Below are 20642 nucleotides of genomic sequence, written 5' to 3' on the forward strand. Positions count from 1 at the left end.
TCGCACATTCGAATTACTTATCTTTGAGTTAGCCCCCCAAACAGCAAGAAAATGCCTACAGATGAGTACGTTTTCGATCAAATAACAAAGTTCCCTCCCAAACGGGAATTTGAATACATGGCTGAGAAGTGTAACGATATTATATTTCTTTGTAATTGATTTACCACAATTTTATTTACTTCTAATAAAAGTAATTATTATTTCCTTATTAACATATAACATCACGCTCATATAGAAGATACAATTAATATTAAACAGATAACGATACATGTTAAATTATAGTTAAATAATAGCCATATAGAATCATTTCCAAGTACAAAGAATTATCTTTGCAAAAATAAAGGAATAAAAAATATATGTACTCAGAGATTATAAGAATTATAGAAGGAGGCCTAAACAATGACCGAAGAAAAATTGTCAGCTATTCAAATCGATTGGCCAGTCATCTTGAAAAAGATGGAGAAAAAGCTCTTAGTGCATCTATACTTTCTACATTAAAAAAACAAAACACCCAATTATCTACAATGGACAGCATGAATATACCAGTAGATATAGAAAGCAGATTAAGGATCGTAGATATTATTCCTTCTGATTCTACCATAACAAAGATAGTTTTATCTCCATTAGTAAAGAAAGAAATAACTAATTTTATTTCTTTGGTTAACAACAATGATAAACTGGAACAATTTAATATTCCTATAGCAAAAAATCTCCTACTTTATGGTAAACCAGGATGTGGGAAAACATCTATAGCACATTATATTTCAGAACATACCCACTTACCTCTCGTTATTGCAAGACTCGATGCTATTGTCTCCTCTCTTTTAGGTAATACCGCTAAAAATATCAGGCGTATTTTTGATTTTGCACAACAGCAACCATGCATTTTATTCTTAGATGAATTTGACGCAATAGCCAAAGCTCGTGACGACAATCATGAATTAGGCGAACTGAAAAGAGTCATAAACAGTCTGTTACAAAATATAGACACTTTGCCAACATCATGTGTTCTGATTGCAGCAACAAACCATCCGCAATTACTTGATGCAGCAATATGGAGACGCTTTGAAACAAGCATAGAAGTTTCTTTACCAGCTGAAGAACAGTATGAAGAACTTTTAAATATTTGTCTTAATGGATTTTTAACGGATTTTTCTGATGATACTAAAAGAAAAGCAGAAATAATTAAATGTCTAGTTGGTATATCACCATCCGATGTTAAAAATATCATTAATAAAATCAAAGCCCAGTCTGTTATAGAAGGCTCTAATAAACTATCAGCAATAAAGCTCTTAATTGCAGCATATAACTTCAAAAACAAGGAATCTGATCTTGATGGATTAGTAAATTTCCTACAAGCAAAAGGAATGGTCCAAAAAGACATTTGCCAAGAATTAAATTTATCCATCCGGCAGATCAGAAACATACGTTCTAAAAAATAATAGCTATGACGAAAGAACTACCAATACAATTAGTTAAATTCAGAGATGAAAAAGATGACCATAAAACTGAATGCCCGGGACAAGTTTTGCCACCTTGGGTATCAGATGATGCCATCCTAAGAAATGGAGCCAACATATATAACAGTTTGAGAAATATGCAGCCATTGTTTCTAGATCGGAATCATAATCAAGGTTTACCTATTTTAGTAACTGCAAAAATTAATAATTCAGCAACAGCAACAAGCTACAGAAAAGCCATTGACTCACTTTTTGATACATCAAAAAAACGGAATGTCATCGGGATGGGGAAAATTAACAACCTTCTAATTAAAATAGACACATCTTCTGATCTTTCCCAAATGACCCAAAATGCTTCTATTTATCAAAACAAGTTACTTTCCCAAAACAATAAAATAGCATTTTCAGCTTTAACGAATATTGAAAAATTCAAACCGAATATAGATGATAACATTATTGGGAATACTGTAAAGATTAAACTTGTTGACTATGTAGACTATAGATTAAATCTTCTTAGAGATGAAATATTCGAAAAAATTTGCAAAGATATTAATGTTGAATTTATAAAAGCCAACTACGCAGAAGGACTGACAATCTACCTTATAAAAGATATCCAAGAACAAGTATTATCCAAAATTTCGACTATTGACAGTGTAATATCAGTCCGAAAGATGCCATATGTTGAATTTACGGCAGCTTCGGAACCAGAAATAGCAGATGTTATAGTTAAACACCCAAAACAAGACGTAGATTATCCTATAGTAGGTTTATTAGATTCTGGTGTTGCAAAAATAGAACACTTACAGGATTGGATTATTCCGGATAACGAAAACTTAGGAGGATATTTAGAAGAAGACATTAATCGCGCACATGGAACGGCTGTTGCTGGCACACTAGCCTACGGGCCGGAACTATTAGGAAAAAAATGTTGTAACGTACCTTTTATGATTAAAGACTGTATTGTTAACATAAGTGAGCCTATCAGTGAATTTGAACTTATTGAAAATATAAGACAATATATTTTTGCAAATCCAAATATTAAAATATGGAACCTATCACAAGGACTAAGAAATTCAGCAAATGATTCTAAATTTTCTGATTTTGCAATATTCTTAGACAGCATCCAGAAAGAACAGTCTATATTAATATGCAAATCTGCAGGAAATAAAGATATAAATTCTCCTGGAGAAAGAATTAATGAAGGTGCTGATTCTATTAGAAGTATTGTTGTCGGGTCCCTTGACTCTTGCAGATCCTTACATCCTAACAAAATTTCATCTTTTTCAAAAAAAGGACCAGGTCCGGAAGGAACAATTAAACCAGACTTAATAAGCTATGGTGGAGATGTGCCTGTTTTCAACAAATATGGAATGGTAATACCTCTAAATGGAACAAGTTTCTCTACACCCCGTATAACAGCACTAGCAGAAAGCATAAGTTATGAATTAGGACAAAACTTTTCTCCATTATTAGTTAAAGCTCTGTTAATTCATGGTGCTGAATATCCTCATGAAATTGATTTAAAAGGAAAAGAGCTTCTAGATAAAGCTGGGTTTGGCATGCCAACAGACATAAACAAAGTTCTTCATAATGACAAAAATGAAGCAACTATGATATTCCAATTTAAACTAACCAAAGGAAATAACATTCAATCTGTAGATTTCCCTTTTCCAGACAGCCTATCTTCAGATGGATATTATTATGGACAAATAACAGTTACTCTTGCTGTTGACCCACTGCTAGATCCGAAAGAAGGAACTGAATACTGCCAATCAGAAGCCGTACCGGCACTAGAAACCTGTGACCGGGTTGATATCGTCACTCCTGGTGATCCCGACGTACCATCCTATATAAGAAATAGCCAAAGACCAGTTAACACACACAATATATTAAACGCGGGTTTATACAGTAAGAAAAATTCTTTAAACACAAATACTCTATACGCTACAGAACGACAACTTATTTTTAAAAACATGAAATGGGCTGCTATAAAAAAATACAAAGTGAACCTCAGTGAAATGACACTTGCAAATAAAAAAAAGTATCTTTCAACTAATAGGCGATGGGTACTAAAGATTAATTCTCACTTCCGAGAAGCTGCAATAAAAAATGCTTATACTGATGGTACAGAACTTGCTCAAAAAGCAGTTTTCATTGTCACAATAAAAGATACTAAAAACAAAGGAGTTATCTACAACGAATGCATAAACCAACTCACTGGCAAAAACTACATACATAACAACTTAACTGTTCAAGAAGATATTCTTGTAAAATAATGTGAGTTCGAAGAATTCAAAAAAGAGCAATCTGTGTATCAATAGTCCTTTGAACATTGATGCGCGGCTTTTTTTTGGGGGGGGGAGAGAAGCCATAAACAACGATTTCTGCGAGCAAGTTTGCAATAAAATTGTCAAAACAACAATATTAAGAATACTCTACCTGTGCGATATTCTTAAGTTAATCATTTACAGTTGCTATAATTGCTCTTTTTCTAAACAGAAGTTTGTCTGATACGGACGTCTGTACTCTCATCATGTTGCTATTAAACTTAAAATAAGTGTATACCGTCAACGAACAGCCTTTCAACGAGAGTCTTACTGATATAACACTTATCACCAACCAATTTACCATAAAGCATTTACCTTTTTAACAATTCCCTTAAAGGTTTTGCATATATTTTTTCTGGTTCCTGTAAACATAAAAATACTGCCTATGTAACTAATTCCCATACATTTTCCAAGCAACATTATTTTTGATGAACAGGACAAAAAGTAACGCATGTGTCAGCATATTTTTCTGATAAAAATGATTCAAGCAACGATAGCCAAGATCATGTCCAGAACTTTTAGCTACTCGGACTTATCGCATCGGAGTTATCTTTCTGTCGTTGCAAACTGCATATAAGACACTGGCAGACAAACTGGAAGAAATCATGCGTACAACAGAAATACTTTGAGAAAAATCGACTTAGACTACCCAGCAGAAAATCCAGCAATGCCATAATTGCTAACATAAAGATTACTAGTACAAATAATATTTTCTAAAATTCGATTCTTTTGCATGATGAACTTTATTTTTTCTCTTTTGTATCCTACATTCTCAGAGAAATTATCTAAATTTGCTACTAAATAACAAGGAATTCATGGAATTAAACACGGGGATATATGAACAAATCATTAACCGACTCTTCAAACATAAACTGGAGATAGAGGACTTAAAACATTATTATATCGGTAAAAAGTCAATAAATAGGGAAAATGTTGCCGGCTATTTGTCTCAATATCTCTACACTTTATTAAAACAAGTAATGGCTCAGTTGCCTGACAATGACCAAGGAGTAGAACAAGGTATTGACCTTACTAATCAAATCATTAAAAAACTTGTACAAGATTTCAATTTAGATTCAGACAATCTGATCGAAAAACAAAAAGAAATACTCACTGCTGTTATTGACAAAACTCGTTGTGAATATCCTGACGTAGCAGCTTATCTCAATAGTATCACACCAAGTACATCGCTCACCCATAGTACATTATTCACAGGTAGAGAGATGAATCTATACTCCGAATTACAGAAAGAAATTCTATCCTCTGATCAAATCTATATGCTCGTTTCATTTATCAAAACGAGTGGGATAAACCTCCTTTACGACCAACTAAAGAAAGCAACTGATAGTGGGAAACCGCTCCGGATAATCACTACGACCTATATGCAAGCTACTGATTTTAAAGCTGTAAAACGCATTGCAAGTCTGAATAACACAAAAGTGAAGGTATCTTACAATAGTGATACAGACCACCTGCATGCTAAATCTTATATATTCCTTCGCAAAACGGGTTTTCACACTGCATATATAGGAAGTTCTAATCTTTCTGAGCCTGCTTTAAGAGAAGGTTTAGAGTGGAATATTAAAGTTACACAGTCAGAATTACCAGAAATCATTCAAAAGATGCGTAATTCCTTTGAAGGCTATTGGAATAATGATCTTTTTGAAGAATTTATCCCTGGAAAAGATGATGAACAGTTAAGAAATGCTCTGAATAAAAACTATGAAGCCCCAATAGACTACTCTGTCCTCGACCTTATTAAAGCCCATGACTACCAGGAGAATATTCTGGAAAAATTGCGTATTGACAGGGAAGTGCACCATCACTATCGTAATCTGATTGTAGCAGCAACCGGAACAGGTAAGACTGTGATTGCCGCCTTTGACTTCAAACGATTCCGTGAGCAACATCCTACTGCTCATTTTTTATTTGTAGCCCATCGGGAAGAGATATTAAAACAGAGTATCAAAACTTTCCGTCAAATATTAGAAGATTATAATTTTGGTGATCTGTGGTATGGAAATCATGAACCTACCTCCTATTCACAAGTATTTGCCAGTAAAGATATTCTCAATAATCGATTGGAAAGCCTAAACTTGCCTAATGATTACTATGATTATATTATCATTGATGAGGTTCACCATATAGCTGCCAGCTCTTATCGGAAAATCATCAGCAAGTTTAAGCCTAAGATTCTCCTTGGATTGACAGCTACCCCAGAGCGTATGGATGGAGAAGATATCACCCAAGATTTCGACGGACATATTGCAGCAGAAATTAGACTTGATACGGCACTCAATAATCGTTTGTTATGCCCATTTCATTATTATGGCATTACGGATAGTATAGATCTAAAAGAAGTACATTGGGATCATGGACATTATGATATTGCTGAATTGAGTAAAATCTATAGGCAAAATGACTCACGAACAAGTCTTATCTTCAATGCTTTGCAAAAATATCTTTCAAACCTCAATACAGTCAAAGCTCTTTGCTTTTGTGTGGATATAGAACATGCGAAATATATGGCTGCGAAATTCACTCTAGCGGGTTTAAAAGCCGACCTACTCACCAGCGAGAACGAAATGGAGCGAAACCGACTCTGTAAAGCATTAAAAGATGGAAAGATCAATTATCTCTTTGTGGTAGATATGTTTAACGAAGGGGTTGATATTCCAGATGTTGATACCATCCTCTTCCTTCGCCCCACTGAAAGTTTGACGATATTCCTACAACAACTGGGTCGTGGACTTCGTAAAGCAAAAGGCAAACAGTATGTTAATATTCTTGATTTCGTAGGTCAATGTAGGGACGAATTTGACTATACTGACCGATTTCGGGCCATCATTGGCCGTACATCTATGAGCATCAAGGAAGAATTAGAAAGAGGTTTTCCTCACACACCTTTTGGTTGTCAAATTCAATTGGAACCTAAAGCTCGTGAATATATTCTCAATAATATCAACCATGCCATCAAATCTTTTGGACTGAAAAGTTTGGTTAACTTGGTAAAAACATGGTCTACTAAATTTTCTTTGCCTTTAACGATAAGCAATTTTATAGGTATGTATCATGTTCCTTTAGAAAAACTTTATAACCGCCATTCTTTCCATGAAATCTGTTATCAAGCGGGTATTGCAGATCATCAACTCACTCACGAAAGCGAATTACATTCAGCCGTTCGCAATAAGTGGCTATCAACAGACAGTTATGCCTATTTTACATTTATCGAGGATCTTTGTAGAAAAGGATTTAAAATACAAGTGAACCAGCTCTCTGCCATTGAACAGACACAACTTCTGATGTTGTATTATGACCTGTATCAAAAAGCAGGTTGTTTTAATCATCTTCAAGATATGGTAGATGAACTTGCCCTTGACGATGGTTTTATTTCTGAGACTATGCAACTCATGGAGATTTTCAAAAATCAATGTCAGACATTAGAGGAAACAGATAACTCTAATCTCCCCAACTTTGCTTTGAAATTGCATGGTGTCTATACACGTGATCAAATAAAAGTTGCAATCGGTACTTCTACTCTTGATAAAAAATCGTCGTGCAGAGAAGGTGTAGAACGAAATCGGAAGAGCAAACTTGAGGCGATGTATGTAGACATCATCAAAGATCGTGAGATAGGTGATTCAACTAATTATGACGATCATGCACTGAGTTCTGATCTTTTTCAGTGGGACACCCAAAATCAAGTTTCTCCGAACTCTCCTACTGGACAGAACTATATTCATTCTACCCAAACCATGCTCCTCTTCGTCAGAGAACAACAGAAGTTCGCTGATGACAAGAGTCGTACAATGGGCTATATCTACCTTGGGAAAGTCCACTACAAGGATCATGAATATAAGGACGTAAGTTATGGTAAACAGATGCAGATCAGATGGGAACTCGAAAGTCCAATGCCTGCTTCAGTTTATGATTTTTCCAAATACAAAAGTGCTATTTAATTATGAAAACAGTCAATGTTGTTGCTGCCATCATCGAACAGGATGGTAAATATTTTGCCACACAACGGGGCTATGGGGAGTTTAAAGACTGGTGGGAGTTCCCGGGTGGGAAGATTGAAACTGGTGAGACACCCAAAGAGGCTCTACGGAGAGAGATAAAAGAAGAACTGAATACAATGATCTCTGTTGGTCAACTCATTAAGACCGTTGATTGTGAATACCCTGCCTTCCACTTGCACATGCAATGTTTCCTCTGCCATATCTTAAAAGGTCATCTGCAACTATTGGAGGCTGAAAATGCCAAATGGCTGGATAGCGAGAATCTGTGTTCTGTCAAGTGGCTCCCTGCTGATAAAGAGGTAGCGGAAATATTAATCGGAAAATAACTGATCTATTGAAAAGGGGCAGATGCATCCGCTCGCAACTCCTCTCCTTCTTTCGTCAATACCAATGACGATAAACAGCGATAATAGCCTTAAAGTCCAATCCTATCCTCTGTAAAAGAGGATAGTAACCCAAGAAAATCAGACAAAAACATATTAAGAAGGTCTGTATGGGAGGTTGAATAGTTAAATATTTGTATTTCCTGCCAAATGGTGAACCATTCTAAAGAATAATGCCTATTTTTACAACCTAAAAAGGTTGTTCCTTAACAAACAACCATATTAGGTTTAATTAAGAAAAACAATCAAAATCAGTTGAAGCCTATGAAAGGTGTTATTACAGCAGACATCGTACATTCAAGCCAGATCAGTGCCGAAAAGCGGAAAGTTTTACTTGATACACTGAAGAAAGTAGAGAAAGACTTGCAAAAATTCTGTGAGATACATATTGAGGTATACCGAGGAGACAGTTTCCAGGTATTGGTAAATGAAGCTGGAAAAGTGGTCTTATGTGCCGTACTGATCCGGGCCATGCTAAAAAGGATGTCATGGGATGCGCGGATGTCGATAGGTATCGGAGATGTATCTTACTTGAATGAACATGTCACACAGTCAGATGGTGAGGCCTTCTGGCTCTCAGGACGCAACTTTGATGACATCGGTAAAAGCAGACTGCGGATTACGACCCCGGAAAAAGGAATCAATGAAGAATTAGTACTCACATCCGCCTTTGCAGATGATATCATCTCAAACTGGTCAACCAAACAGGCTGCGTGTATATATCAGACTCTAGCCGGAGGACTGAACCGCAAGGAACTGGCAGAACAAACCGGTACCACCGTCCAGAACATCGGAAAGACTTTAAGGGCAGCCAAAGAATCATTGATATATGCCTTTATCAAAAGATGTGAATACCTAATAATCAATTATATCAAGAAATGATCGAGTTAATAACAAGACTACTGCTGGCCCACATTGTCGGCGACTTCTTCCTACAACCAGACGGTATATGTAAAACCAAGAAAGAGCGGACTGCCAAAGGATACCTGACTTGCGGAGGACATTCATTAATACAGGCCGCATTAGCCTATATCGCTGTTGCCGACTGGAGATGCTGGTGGATTCCGCTAGTCGTTTTTCTGTCACACTGGCTCATTGATACATGCAAGAACCGTTTTGGATCAGATTCGTTAACTAGTTTCTCTGTAGATCAGTTGCTGCACATAGCTGTTATTGGAATCATCGCATACAGTTACAAGAGTAGTCCCGGCCTGCCGGAAATATCAGAACCTATGATGCTGTATCTATTGAGTTATTTAATCATACTGATGCCAACCTCCATATTCATCAGAGAATTTACGAAGCAATGGGCACCTACGGATCATACGACAAGCCTGTCTAATGCCGGAAAGTATATAGGTTATCTGGAACGTGTAATGATTCTGACATTTATCTATGCCGGGCATGTCGAGGGAATAGGATTTCTGCTTGCAGCCAAATCCATATTCCGTTTCGGTGATCTTAACAAGCCCAAGGAAGTCTGCACTACAGAATACGTACTTCTGGGAACTTTCTCCAGTTTTACGATTAGCATTTTAATCGGGTTCAGTGTCATACTGCTACTGAAAAGGATATAAACGCCTTTGGAGATTAACATTAAGACAAAGATTTCTATATATGCGGTATTTACCTACTTGACTAACAATTATACCGATCAAAACACCGCAAGAATACCGGTTAAAACAGCACAAAAACACCGATTTGTCTTATCCTTTCAAATACAATATTACTATTTCGAAAATAATCCGTATCTTTGCAAAAGATAATTAAAGGAAAGAAGGAAATGGCATTACGAATAGCATCAGTCCCAGTACTGAAAGGTAAAACTGCTGATCGTTTTGACGATTTGATGGCAATAAGTGAAAGCAAGCGCAGTGAAAAAGACTTTACCCGCCAGATTGCTGTTGCTAGACAAATATTGTCCAAAGCTAAACTTTAAGGAAAGAGCTATGGCTTTTTTGGAATACAAACGTACTTTTAGAATATACAATAAGGGACTATGTCAAAAATAACATGGCGATAGATGATGGAAACACAGAAATAGAGTGTTTCCACATTAGTATTTACGACATAATTAAACCTCTTAGTAAGGTATTTATTATCATAATAGAAATGTAATAATGGAAGATTATAAAAAAATCACCCGATATATTGAGAGTTTATATAAAAGTAAGGAATATCTACTTCAGAAGAGTTATGTTAAAGACATGGAAGTAAAGAAATATATTCCTACAGTAGATGATTGCACTGCAAATTTCCTTCGCTTACTAATAAAACTTACTAAGCCTATGAACATTTTAGAGATTGGTACAAGTGTAGGTTATTCTACTACTTCAATGGCTTTAGAAGTAAAAGAATACGGCGGAAAAATAACGACTATTGAATTTGATGAAAACGTGGCATCTCAAGCGGAACAGAACTTTAAGAATGCCGGCGTTGACAATACAATAACATTGTTGAAAGGCGATGCTATGGATATTGTAGCAAAACTCGACGGGGAATACGATATGATTTTTCAGGATGTAGACAAAAGATTGTATGCAAAGTTGTTATCAGACTGTATTAAATTACTGAAGAAAGGCGGCACTCTCATCTCTGATGATGCTCTGTTCCCTGTGCTTGACATGGATGAAAAGTGGAACTATCTTATTAAACCGGTCAAAGATTATAATGAGCAGATAATGAAATGTCAAGAACTTGACAGTGTACTGTTGCCAATAGAAGATGGCATTATGTTTTCTGTGAAATTATAATTTCACTTGTAAAATATATGGGGAAAAGTTTTTAGAGGAGCATCACCTGACTCACATCCATTCCGCTGTACTTGCTTTTCCAGTTGTATAGCATTCCTCTGGATATACAATAAGTATGAGCCACTTCTTCGACAGATGTTTCGTTTTCCAAGACTTGGCCTACCTTTCCTTTTTCGGTATTACTTTTAAAAGTCTAATTATCTGCTGTCCGATTTTTAGGAGCACTTTATAATTAACTTCTATCCCTCTCTTCTCTGTAAAAAGGACAGTAACACTAGAAATACTGTACCACTCAAGATATGCTATATTAAAAAAGTGGTAATATTGCCAAAAATTCGATATAGAAAGATAAAAGACGACATCATGCCCTATCATGACGAGAATGGTATAACCACGATAGGTCTTTTTGATTTCTTACTGAAAAGGGACAGTTTGGATCTGTAGAATGAATAGAGTAAGGAGAATTAAGTGCAACTCAACCAGTCAAAAGGAATATCCTTTGCATTTTTTTGATTAAATAATTTGGAAATATGTTTTAAAAACATTATGTTTGCAAAACATAATCCTGTAAAGCTATGGAATTTGTTGACAAAGTTGATGAAATAGCCCGATTAAAAAAGGCTTTCACAAGAAAAGAACCAGGTTTCTTCGTTTTGTATGGTCGCCGCCGCCTTGGTAAGTCGACGCTACTTAATCGTGTTCTAAAGGACAATGATATCTACTTTATGGCTGATAAATCAGACCAGACTCAACAACGTGCCTTACTAGCAAAGACCATTGCATTTCATATCCCGGATTTTGACAGAGTACCCTACCCAGACTGGGAAACACTTTTTGTTGAACTGAATCATAGAACAAAAAATAATTTTGTCCTGTGTCTAGATGAATTTCCTTATCTGGTAAAATCTTGTCTGGAACTTCCATCCATCCTCCAAAAGTTGCTCGATACCAAGAAATTGAAATACCATTTAGTTATCTGCGGATCATCGCAGCATCTGATGCAAGGCATGACACTGAATTCTTCAGCTCCACTCTATGGAAGGGCTAAACAAATCATAAAGTTGCAACCTATTCATATTCATTATCTTCAGCAGATTCTTCCAGATGCATCTCCTGTTGAGATCATCGACAACTATGCCGTATTAGGTGGTGTTCCTCGCTATTGGGAACTCAGATTAGATGAAGATAGTTTGAAGGAAATGATTATGAACCAGATTGCCAATGCAATAGGTGTACTACACGATGAACCTGAGCGGTTACTGGCGGATGATTTGGAAAAGACAACTTTATCTGCATCGATTCTATCACTGATTGGCAATGGTGTCAACCGTTTAGCCGAAATTGCTTCCCGTTTAAGCAGGAAATCTACAGATTTAGGTAATCCCATCTCTAAATTGATTCAACTCGGATATGTCGGACGAGAAGTTCCTTTTGGTGAAAATCCCAAGAATAGTAAAAAGAGTCTATATAAGTTGAATGATCCTTTTCTGAATTTCTACTACCGTTTCGTCGTTCCGCAACAATCGCTTATTGGCCAAGGACGTTCAGAAATGGTTTGGAAGTATATCTCAGACAACTTTACTGATTTTGTTGCAGCAGAATGGGAAAAACTGTGCAGGCATGCCGTTACCGGTAATAATTTGTTTGGTATAAACTGGAACGTGGCATCACGTTGGTGGGGAAATGTTACGAAGGACAAACAGATAGAACTTGATGTCGTAGCTGAATCCATGGACAAGAAGAATCTCCTAATAGGAGAATGCAAATGGACAAAAAAGGAAGATGCAGAATCATTACTTGCCGATCTGAAAGAACGCACCAAGGATTTTGCTCCGACAAAGAATCATCAGATCTATTATGCTTTATTCCTGAAACAACGGCCGAATGATGGAAAGAAGGGCTATGTACTCCTGCCAGAAGATATCATCAACGACCTGAGATAAAGTCTAAGAAAATCTACTGTTTATCCTTATTTTAAATTAGAGATGATGGATACGGATGATTTGCTAAGAGAAATCCAACTGTTAAAGCAAGAGAATGCAAGACTAAAGAAAATCTTGCAGGAACATTTTATTCCATACGAGAAAGGAACAAATAAGGACGTGGCGGAAAGACCTACTCCTGCGATGAAACGCCTGTCCCCACAAGAAAAAGTAAAACTATTCACAGATCTCTTCCGTGGCAGACAAGATGTCTTCGCTAGAAGATGGTTCAGCAAGTCAACCGGAAAATCCGGATACCAGCCTGTATGCGAACGGGAATGGGACCTGCAATATTGTAACAAGAAGAAATATAGATGTGCAGAATGTCCCAACCGGTTGTTTAAGCCTTTATCATACGATGATATATTCCGCCATCTGGCCGGCAAAGATGAATACTCAAGGGATGTCATCGGTATGTACGCTATCCTTAAAGATAATACGTGCAACTTTCTCTGTACTGACTTTGATGACAAAAACTGTGAACATGGATATAAGGATGACGTTCTCACCTTTACAAACATTTGCAGAGGCTGGGGAATACCTGCATATACAGAAAGATCACGTTCTGGGAATGGCGCTCATGTGTGGATATTCTTTTCTGCCCCGGTTCCTACTGTTAAAGCCAGGAAGATGGGTAATTCCATTCTTACTGAAGCCATGAACCGTGATGGGAAAATGTCTTTTAAATCCTATGACCGCTTCTTTCCTAATCAAGACCAATTGCCGGAAGGAGGTTTCGGCAATCTTATAGCACTGCCTCTTCAGGGCGGAGCCCGTAAGAAAGGAAACAGTGTATTCGTGAATAACCAGTTTGAGCCGTTCCCCGACCAATGGGATTTTCTTCTTAATATAAAGAAAATGGATGAACGTGCCATTGATCTTATTCTCTATCAACACTGTGTCAAGGATACTATCGGTGAGTTATCCAAGTCAAGCGAATCAAAGCCGTGGGAAACACCAACGCCAATAAAGATTACAAAGGATGATTTCCCCAAACATCTCACACTGACAAAGGCAAACCTTATCTATATTCCTCTGAAAGGATTAGCACCTAAAGTAATCAATCATCTCAAGCGTATTGCCTCTTTCAAGAATCCGGAATTTTACAAGAAACAGGCGCTGCACTTTTCCACCTACGATACGACTCGAATTATTTCATGTGCAGAAATGTCTGATGATTACATAGGACTTCCAAGAGGCTGTGAAGATGTACTAACAGATTTGCTAACTTCTTATCAAATAGGCTATCGCATTGAAGACAAGACCAATCATGGGCATAGAATCCAGGCTAAATTCAAATTAAAGCTTAGGAGGGAACAAGTAGAAGCACAGGATGCGCTATTGAACCATGACAATGGTGTACTTTCGGCTACAACAGCTTTCGGCAAGACCGTTATTGGGGTTTCTATCATTACCAAGCGAAAAGTCAACACGTTGATATTAGTTCATTCCAAGGCACTTCTTGATCAATGGAAAAAACACTTGGAAGAGGATATGGAATTGGAGTTTGAATATCCCCAAAATCTGAGTGAAGTTAAGCGTAAGAAATATTCCCCCATAGGCACCTTATATGCAGGCCGGGATACTCGTCATGGCATCATTGATATTGCTCTTATTCAATCTTGTATCTCTGATGGTGAGGTAAAATCGTTTGTAAAAGATTACGGGATGATCATTGCAGACGAATGCCATCATGTGTCAGCTGTCAATTTTGAGCATATATTAAGAGTAGTCAATGCTCGATATGTATATGGTTTCACAGCCACACCAATTCGCAAAGATGGCCATCAGCCAATCATTTTCATGCAATGCGGCCCCATCAGATATACTGTTGATGCTAAGGCACAAATGGCAAAGCAAAACTTCAGGCGTTATCTTATACCGAGATTTACAACCTTCAGACTTATTACTGACGATAAAAAGTCATATACAGAATTGATACATGAGTTGGCTGAAGACGAAGTACGCAATAAGTTGATCATAGAAGACGTATCCAAGGCATTAGCTGAAGGAAGGACACCGATCATACTAACCAGTCTCAAGAGTCATGCTGACCAATTATCATCCATGCTCCAACCCATCTGCAGGAACGTCATTCTTCTTATGGGTTCTGATTCAACTAAAAATAAACGCAAGACCATGGAACAATTGGCAAATGTTCCTATTTCAGAGCCACTGACCATTGTAGCAACCGGCAAGTACGTTGGTGAAGGATTTGACTATCCCCGTCTTGATACACTCTTCCTCGCAATGCCTGTTTCATGGAAAGGTATCATAGCGCAATATGCCGGTCGACTTCACCGTGATTTCGAGGGAAAAAAGGACGTTCAAATCTATGACTATATTGATATCCGAGTGCCTCTCTTTGATATCATGTATCATCGACGTTTAAAGGGATATTCAAGTATTGGATACCAGCCAATGAGTGAAAAGGGGATACATACAGAAGCGGATCTGATTTACAACGGCAACGACTATAAAAATATCCTCCTTCTAGACTTGCAGCAAACCAAGAAATCTATTGTCATAGCCTGTCCGAGAATGGGATTACATCCACATAGCCCCATCTTGCCTGCTCTGTCCGAACTCATCCATCGCGGTATTGAGATTGTTATATTCACAAGAGAAGATGACAAACAGACATCCCTCTTTACTGCAACTGAATATTCCATTATTCCAAAGCCCGACCTATCTATAAATTGTATTGTCATTGATAAGAAACTTTTCTGGTACGGTAATGTCAACTATCTGGGATATAATAATAAGGATACCAATACCGTAAGGATTGAAGATCCGGAGATTGCAGCGGAGATGCTGGAAATATTGTATAAGTAGAATGAGACTATCTCGAAGATAACTGACATCATCCGTTCTCAGCAACAAGAACAATGATTTCTGATAAAGTTTTGGGATTCTATTCCTAAAACTTTCATTTTTATCAGACTTTTGGGATTTCATTCCCCAAAAATAAGGGTATATCTCCTTCTCTTAGACGAGGATCCCATCGTAGACTATAATGGTATCAAGAGAATCAATGCCCTAAAATGGATGATGGGGATAGTCTGAAAATTATCTAAAGGAGGGTATTGCATAGAACACGATTAAAGTGTGATCCTGAATGAAGAACAAGAGGCCTTCTTAGATATTCCTTTTTAACCGTACAATTTCTTCATCCAGAAATTTAGTCCAGTCCTCTTTATCTATTTCTTTTGCCGTAATAAATAAATCTTTGTCTCCTCTTCCAGAGATATTGACGATGATGATGTCTTCCCTGCTCATCTTTGGAGCTAACTTGAAAGCTTCGACAAGTGCATGTGATGATTCTAAGGCGGGTATAATGCCTTCCCTCCTGGAAAGATATTTTGCAGCAGCCAGGACTTCATCATCCAAGGCCTTGGTAAAGCGCATACGACCCTTCCGACCTAAGAAAGCCAGTTGTGGACCAATACCTGCATAATCTAATCCTGCACATATAGAATGGGTAGGAAGCAAGTGATTATCCTTTTGAATAAACATTGACTTGTAACCTTGAATGGCAGCAACAGAGGCATTGCTGCCTGCAGACATTCTATTTGCATTTTGCCCTATTGCATCACCGGTTCCACCAGCTTCCACACCAATTAACTTAACCTGCCTGTCATTCAGAAACTCATTAAAGAAACCAATAGAATTAGATCCCCCGCCTACACATGCGATCATTACATCAGGCAATCTTCTTTCAGCAGACATGATCTGATCCCGCACTTCCTTTCCGATAACAGATTGGAACGTACGTACCATATCAGGATATGGTGATGGACCTAAAGCACTGCCAATTAGATAATAAATATCACGGGGGGCTTTCTCCCATACACTGAAAGCTTTATCTACAGCATCCGTCAAGGTTTGAGTACCATCATGGACAGGTATTACTTTTGCACCAAGGGTTTTCATCCAAAAAACATTAGGCTTTTGTTTTGCAACATCACAAGCCCCCATATAAATATCACACCGCAAACCGAGTTTGGCACATATACTCGCAGTAGCAATTCCATGTTGCCCAGCTCCTGTTTCTGCAATAATATGCTTTCTTCCAAGTCTTTTAGCTAGCAATGCCTGCCCTACAGCATTATTGATTTTATGAGCCCCCGTGTTCGCCAGACATTCAAGTTTGAGATAGATTTTTGCTCCACCGAGGTCATTCGTAATATTCTCTGCAAAAAGGAGTGGCGTCGGTCTTCCTACATAATTCCGCATTATGTCTCGAAATTCCATTTTAAAACCAGGATCTATAATATCCTTCCTGAACTCAGTGTCGATTTCATCTAATACGGAATTTAGTATAGGGTTGACATATCGTCCGCCAAATTCCCCAAAATAACTTTCTTTACCCATTTTATATATTAATTTGTCTGTTGCAAAGATATTGTCTTTCACATATCATTGTTTTAATATAACGGAATTCTTTCCTTTTTTCCTTGCATTTATAAAGTAAACATGTACCTTTGCTACATGATAAGAAGTAAATTGATACGAAACAGGAAGATTGTTGATGCCAGAGCTTTCCCACAAGCTATGAATTTAAGAACTGTCACAAATAGCACCATTACATCCATCCATGTCCAGTATCAATGCCTGGAATGTAAATTCATAGAAAACAAATTTAAAAACTTTTCTCTCCTTAGCCAGCAATTTCGGAGTAAAGATAATGAAAAAATAGAAATAGATTATGAAGGAGAACCCTTGCTGCTCATCAGTTTAGACCAACAGGGAGAAGTCTTACGGACAAGGCGGACAAGACGATTATGGCATTTTGGAGAAGCAAATCTCACCATCTCTCCTCAAGAGGATATTGCAGTAAATGATTTTATGCCAAATACTTTCTTGGAATTTTTTAATATTGCTTTACCCGAACACTCCGTAAGGGATCTATGTGAGATTTATCCAAATATAATTATGCCTTTCATGGACGCTTTTTCATTGGATTCTCCTGTATACTTTAACAGGAATAACATCCCTATCAGCAGAGGAATTTTAAGAACTGTCAATGATATCAAGTGTTGCAACAATATGGGTAACTATGCAGAGAAATACCTGGAATCAAAAATCCTTGACTGTTTGTCTATGTTGATTAATCGTACCGACGGCAGTAAAACAGATTTATCACCTGTAAACTTAACCCTGTCAAACAAAATTCATGATGCGCAAGAAATTATACGGTCTCAATATAGAGATCCTCCATCACTGAACAAGTTGGCATCAATGGTTGGCACAAATGAATGTACCCTCAAGTCTGCATTTAAACATGAATTTGGAACGACTGTCTTCCAATACCTCTTTGACTATCGGATGAAATTAGCGGTAAAATATCTGCTTGAAAGTCAACTTACAATAGCAGAAACAGGTATTCTGTTAGGATATAACTATCAGAGCCATTTCTGTACGGCATTCCAAAGGAAATACGAGATGTCCCCCTCGGAATTCAGGAATAGTCAAAAACATATCTAGTTTTGTTCTTATAGGCCTGAAAAAGGTCTCTTTGCCAAATGACAAAGAGACCGACCTATTGCGGAACACTAAATAACATAGGCACATTAGCGTGGATACAAATAGGAATCCTCAATTAAAGTCTCCCGCAACTCCGAACTTTAAATACAACAAGAGGCACAAAATCAAAAAATAAACTTAATACTTCTCTGACGCATAGCCTGACCTTGCGCCAGAACAAATTTTAACACATCCAAACAGTAATCATTATCCCTTTTGAACGCCTTCAAAGGGATTTCAGGCCATCAGATCAGGAAATATTTCAATCAATCTGCATTAGTATTCTTTCCTGACTTCATCAAGAGAAAGACATTTAATACCCATATTTTTCATATCGAAGATATTGGAAGCGGCCACTGCGGGAGTTTTGGCTGAACAGGCATCAGTACAAACTACCGTTTCATAATCATAGCTCATGGCATCATTAGCGGTGCCACGTACGCAGTTAGGATATTGAGTGCCTGCAAGTATGACGATCTTTACTCCCATCCGCCGAAGAACAAGATCCAACTGTGTACCAAAGAAACCACTATTTCTAGATTTAGGAATAATCAGATCACACTTTTCCGGTTTGAGGCCATCGACAATATCCCCACCCCATGTACCGGGTACACAATATCCCTTTCCTTTCGTAAACAAGGGTATACGCGGGGCATCTACATCCACTCCGGAACGATGGTGCTCACGAATAAGATAAACTATTTTCCAGTTCTTTTCTCTACCGTATTTGATCAGATCCTGGATTGTTGGAATAGTAGCCTTGGCACCGGCCACACAAAGAACTCCTCTGGGATCTACAAAATCATTTTGCATATCAATGACAAGAATGGCAACATCATGCTTTTCCACATCTGCCGTAGGATACTTTGACTGGGCCAATGCGAATACCACACTCATTAAACACACCATCATTAAAACAACTTTCTTCATAAACTTTACTCTTAACGGATAAAACAAAAAGAAATAACAACAGTGCAAAGATACACATTTTGTCACAAAAATCAAATATTAAATAGCATTAATTAACATAATTATTTATTATAACGTCAATAAGAAACAAAAAGGCCAACAATGATGACGATAAGAAGAAAAGAAGCTGTTCCATAAAAGCAGTTGGCTGCCCCACACGGATCGAATGTGCAATATTGCCCTTTCATCAAGCATTCATCCTACAATGATCACAACAACTTTCGAGACACTCACTTGAGTACAAATACGAAAAAAGCCATTCTCATTCCTGTTATGGAATGAAGAAATGGCTTTTTCTAATACAAAGGTTACAATATATCAGTTTTGAGAATATGCTATTCTCTTCTGATTTCTTATTCCGACTTCCTGAAGCCCCCTTTTGGCTGTTGTCACAGGTTATATATTAAGGAGCAAAACTATGCAAGAAGCATCCTTATTTCTTCCCATATCTGATTTTCACATTAAGCGATTGTTCGATCATCCCGATGATCGAATCCAATTTCTCCGTCTGGAAATCACCCGTCAGGCGAATATCTTCATGATTACAAGAAAGAGAAACATGATAGTAATCAGACAAGTCTGTCAAGACATCATGAAGTGGGGTATTATTGAAATGGAACTGATGGGTTGCCCATGTTACGCTGTTTGGAGAAACCGTACTGGTCAATTCCGGATTAGAACTGTTCTTCTTCAGAATGGCAGCCACGCCTTTTGTTACTACCACTCCCCTTCCGGCATCCCTGCTTGAAGCAAAATAGACGGCACCTTGTGCCACGTACACTGTTGTCTTCTCAACCGTTTCGTCCACCAGTAATCTAGTGCCAATGTCATTGATCACATAAGAACTATCCCTGATCGTAAACGGATTCCGGGCATCATGCCTGATCTCCAGGTAGACCTTGCCGCTGACCTCAACGGTCCTGCTGTTCGTTCCCCTATAGGACAGTGAAGCATGCGGTGCCAGGATCACCCTTGTCCCATCCGGGAGGATGCAGGTGGTCTCCGTCGACTGCGCTGTCAGCGTAGTCTTTTTCTCATGGAAATAGTATAATGTCCCCACTCCTATGAGCAACAGGAAGGACGCCGCCATAGCTATCCATTGCCACCTGCGGGATCCGGACTGCAATCCTATACGATGCCTGAATCTCTTGAAAGCCTTATCCGTGTCCAGGTGACCCTTCTGATAATAGGTCAGGACATATCGTAAATCTTTATCCATCATT

General features: G+C 37.8%; 15 protein-coding genes. 11 read left to right on the plus strand and 4 right to left on the minus strand.

Annotated features, from left to right (window positions below):
* Positions 1-356: 356 nt before the first annotated feature.
* The 8 genes from ACYRYG_RS04360 to ACYRYG_RS04395 all read left to right on the plus strand — a co-directional run bounded on the left by ACYRYG_RS04360 (position 357) and on the right by ACYRYG_RS04395 (position 10942).
* Positions 357-1442: an AAA family ATPase gene (locus ACYRYG_RS04360; RefSeq protein WP_460197747.1), complete on the plus strand. Its 1086-nt coding sequence runs from the start codon at positions 357-359 to the stop codon at positions 1440-1442.
* Between the two features lie 5 nt (positions 1443-1447).
* Complete coding sequence (locus ACYRYG_RS04365) at positions 1448-3736, plus strand: S8 family peptidase (protein WP_460197748.1); 2289 nt, start codon at positions 1448-1450, stop codon at positions 3734-3736.
* An 866-nt stretch (positions 3737-4602) separates the two neighbouring features.
* Positions 4603-7746, plus strand: a complete 3144-nt coding sequence (locus ACYRYG_RS04370) for a DUF3427 domain-containing protein (RefSeq protein WP_460197750.1) — start codon at positions 4603-4605, stop codon at positions 7744-7746.
* Positions 7747-7748: 2 nt separating this feature from the next.
* Positions 7749-8132 carry a (deoxy)nucleoside triphosphate pyrophosphohydrolase gene (locus tag ACYRYG_RS04375; protein ID WP_460197751.1) on the plus strand — a complete coding sequence of 128 codons (384 nt, stop codon included), beginning with the start codon at positions 7749-7751 and terminating at the stop codon, positions 8130-8132.
* Positions 8133-8453: 321 nt separating this feature from the next.
* A complete protein-coding gene (locus ACYRYG_RS04380) occupies positions 8454-9071 on the plus strand; it encodes a SatD family protein (protein ID WP_460197752.1) in 618 nt (205 codons plus the stop codon).
* Positions 9068-9766 carry a DUF3307 domain-containing protein gene (locus tag ACYRYG_RS04385; protein WP_460197754.1) on the plus strand — a complete coding sequence of 233 codons (699 nt, stop codon included), beginning with the start codon at positions 9068-9070 and terminating at the stop codon, positions 9764-9766. Before ACYRYG_RS04380 ends, ACYRYG_RS04385 begins: the two co-directional genes overlap by 4 nt.
* Positions 9767-9972: 206 nt before the next feature.
* Positions 9973-10128: a hypothetical protein gene (locus ACYRYG_RS04390; protein ID WP_293444072.1), complete on the plus strand. Its 156-nt coding sequence runs from the start codon at positions 9973-9975 to the stop codon at positions 10126-10128.
* 181 nt (positions 10129-10309) lie between these two features.
* A complete protein-coding gene (locus ACYRYG_RS04395) occupies positions 10310-10942 on the plus strand; it encodes an O-methyltransferase (RefSeq protein ID WP_293423341.1) in 633 nt (210 codons plus the stop codon).
* 31 nt (positions 10943-10973) lie between these two features.
* On the opposite strand, the gene ACYRYG_RS04400 is transcribed toward ACYRYG_RS04395, so the two are convergent.
* Positions 10974-11093, minus strand: coding sequence for a transposase (locus ACYRYG_RS04400; protein ID WP_293419318.1), 120 nt, complete (start codon positions 11091-11093; stop codon positions 10974-10976).
* A gap of 424 nt (positions 11094-11517) precedes the next feature.
* Between ACYRYG_RS04400 and ACYRYG_RS04405 the strand changes: the two genes are divergently transcribed.
* The gene (locus ACYRYG_RS04405; protein WP_460197755.1) at positions 11518-12885 is read left to right on the plus strand and encodes an ATP-binding protein; all 1368 of its coding nucleotides are present in this window, start codon (positions 11518-11520) and stop codon (positions 12883-12885) included.
* Between the two features lie 45 nt (positions 12886-12930).
* A complete protein-coding gene (locus ACYRYG_RS04410) occupies positions 12931-15759 on the plus strand; it encodes a TOTE conflict system archaeo-eukaryotic primase domain-containing protein (RefSeq protein ID WP_460197756.1) in 2829 nt (942 codons plus the stop codon).
* Between the two features lie 303 nt (positions 15760-16062).
* Here the strand turns inward: ACYRYG_RS04410 and trpB are convergent, their stop codons facing one another.
* The gene (gene trpB, locus ACYRYG_RS04415) at positions 16063-17340 is read right to left on the minus strand and encodes a tryptophan synthase subunit beta (protein ID WP_460197758.1); all 1278 of its coding nucleotides are present in this window, start codon (positions 17338-17340) and stop codon (positions 16063-16065) included.
* Positions 17341-17415: 75 nt separating this feature from the next.
* Between trpB and ACYRYG_RS04420 the strand changes: the two genes are divergently transcribed.
* A complete protein-coding gene (locus tag ACYRYG_RS04420) occupies positions 17416-18411 on the plus strand; it encodes a helix-turn-helix domain-containing protein (RefSeq protein ID WP_293444057.1) in 996 nt (331 codons plus the stop codon).
* Positions 18412-18726: 315 nt separating this feature from the next.
* Here ACYRYG_RS04420 and ACYRYG_RS04425 read toward each other — a convergent pair whose 3' ends face one another.
* Together ACYRYG_RS04425 and ACYRYG_RS04430 are read right to left on the minus strand one after the other, a co-directional pair.
* Positions 18727-19380, minus strand: a complete 654-nt coding sequence (locus ACYRYG_RS04425) for a cysteine hydrolase family protein (protein WP_460197760.1) — start codon at positions 19378-19380, stop codon at positions 18727-18729.
* A gap of 472 nt (positions 19381-19852) precedes the next feature.
* Positions 19853-20638, minus strand: a complete 786-nt coding sequence (locus ACYRYG_RS04430; protein ID WP_460197761.1) for a FecR family protein — start codon at positions 20636-20638, stop codon at positions 19853-19855.
* Positions 20639-20642: the final 4 nt, after the last annotated feature.

The organism is Segatella asaccharophila (assembly GCF_054687055.1).